The following is a 2,116-nucleotide window of genomic DNA, read 5'->3' on the forward strand; positions in this document are numbered from 1 at the left end:
GTCGCGCCGTATTCCGGTGTCATATTTGAAATGGTTGCACGGTCGCCTACCGTTAAGGCTTCTGCACCTTCACCATAAAATTCCAGATACGCACCAACAACACGCTCTTTACGCAAAAACTCGGTCATTTCCAACACTAAATCGGTACTGGTAATGCCCGGTTGCAGCTTGCCGCTAAGCTCAACGCCTACAATATCAGGCAAGCGCATGTAAGATGCTCGCCCAAGCATAACGCTTTCCGCTTCCAGACCACCAACGCCCACAGAAATAACACCTAAGGCATCAACCATTGGCGTATGGCTGTCAGTACCCACACAGGTATCAACAAAAGCGACATTGTCGCGAACCTGCACCACCGGAGACATTTTCTCCAGGTTTATCTGGTGCATAATGCCGTTGCCAGGAGGAATGACATCAACGTTTTTAAACGCTGTTTTGGTCCAGTTAATAAAGTGAAAACGATCGTCGTTACGACGGTCTTCAATCGCCCGGTTCTTCTCGAAAGCATCTTTATCAAAACCGGCGTGTTCCACGGCTAGTGAATGGTCAACAATCAGCTGCGTAGGAACCACAGGGTTTACTTTGGCAGGGTCACCGCCCTTTTCTGCAATAGCGTCACGTAGGCCAGCTAGATCAACCAGCGCCGTCTGGCCCAGAATGTCATGGCAGACAACCCGTGCAGGAAACCAGGGAAAGTCGTGTTCTTTTTTACGGTAAATCAACTGTTCCAGCGACTGCGTCAGGATATCCTGAGGGCAGCGGCGAACTAAGTTTTCAGCTAGTACACGAGAAGTGTATGGCAGGCGCGCATAAGCGCCGGGTTCAATCGCATCCACAGCAGCTTGAGCATCAAAGTACTCGAGCGTGGTACCAGCGAGTTTTTTACGGTATGAAGTCATGAGTTACCACTTATCGTCATCGTTAAACGAAAAAAGGAGCAGTCGATAACTGCTCCTGTACAAATATCAGTTCCAATCGGATTAGCGCTCTTCTAAAGCTGGAACTTTGCGCGGCTCTGGGCCCGTATAATCAGCACTTGGGCGAATAATACGGTTGTTAGCGCGCTGCTCTTTCACATGAGCGGTCCAGCCGGTCACACGTGACATCACAAAGATTGGTGTGAACAGTTTGGTTGGAATGCCCATGTAGTGATAAGCCGATGCATGGAAGAAGTCCGCGTTCGGGAAGAGTTTCTTCTCGTCCCACATGACTTTTTCACAACGCACTGAAACGTCGTATAAGCGGCTATCACCCACTTCTTCAGACAACTTCTTAGACCAGGCTTTAATCACATCGTTACGCGGGTCAAAGTCACGGTAAATGGCGTGGCCAAAGCCCATGATTTTCTCTTTGCGTTCAAGCATGCCTTTCAGCTTCTGCTCAGCATCATCAGCATCTTTCATGCCTTCAATCAGCTCCATTGCCGCTTCGTTTGCACCGCCATGAAGTGGGCCGCGTAATGAACCAATAGCACCGGTTACACAAGAGTGAATATCTGACAAGGTTGACGCACAAACGCGAGCCGTAAAGGTTGATGCATTAAACTCGTGCTCAGCATACAGAATTAATGAGGTATTCATTACTGCCGCATGCAGCTCTGAAGGTGCTTTGTCGTGCAACAGACGCAGAAAGTGAGCACCAATAGATTCTTCTTCAGAATCAGTATCAATACGAACACCGTCATGAGTAAAGCGGTACCAGTACAGTACAATACCCGGGAAAGTCGCGAGCATGCGTTCAATGTGATCGTCCGCTTCATCAAAGCTTTCTTCTGTTTCCAGGTTCCCCAGCATAGAACAGCCGGTACGCATAACGTCCATTGGGTGCGCTGACTTTGGAATACGCTCAAGTACGTCTTTGACTTCCTGAGGTAAGGTGCGCAGTGACTTCAAACGCTTTTTATAGTCTTCTAACTGCTGTTTATTGGGCAGCTCGCCTTTCGCTAAAAGGTAAGCCACTTCTTCAAAACTGACTTTTTCCGCCAGTTCAGAGATGTCATAACCACGGTAGGTTAAACCTGAGCCGCTTTTACCAACAGTACATAGTGCGGTTTCTCCGGCTGACTGTCCGCGCAAACCTGCGCCGCTTAGTTTCTTCTCTGCCATAATGTTGTTCC

Annotated in this window: 2 protein-coding genes; both read right to left on the reverse strand. The window is 48.7% G+C overall.

Annotated features, from left to right (window positions below; translation table 11 throughout):
- Positions 1 to 899 (reverse strand): aconitase family protein (locus tag B3180_RS11635; RefSeq protein ID WP_286844698.1); only part of this gene is annotated, 899 nt, incomplete at its 3' end.
- An 81-nt stretch (positions 900 to 980) separates the two neighbouring features.
- The gene (gene prpC, locus B3180_RS11640; protein WP_054487520.1) at positions 981 to 2,105 is read right to left on the reverse strand and encodes a bifunctional 2-methylcitrate synthase/citrate synthase; all 1,125 of its coding nucleotides are present in this window, start codon (positions 2,103 to 2,105) and stop codon (positions 981 to 983) included.
- Positions 2,106 to 2,116 lie beyond the last annotated feature (11 nt).

It is taken from the genome of Idiomarina sp. UBA4206, assembly GCF_002383015.1.
Lineage (GTDB): Bacteria > Pseudomonadota > Gammaproteobacteria > Enterobacterales > Alteromonadaceae > Idiomarina > Idiomarina abyssalis.

Excerpts from the sequence above, each read along its gene's own strand:
- prpC (WP_054487520.1), bottom strand. The coding sequence starts at position 2,105 with ATGGCAGAGAAGAAACTAAGCGGCGCAGGTTTGCGCGGACAGTCAGCC.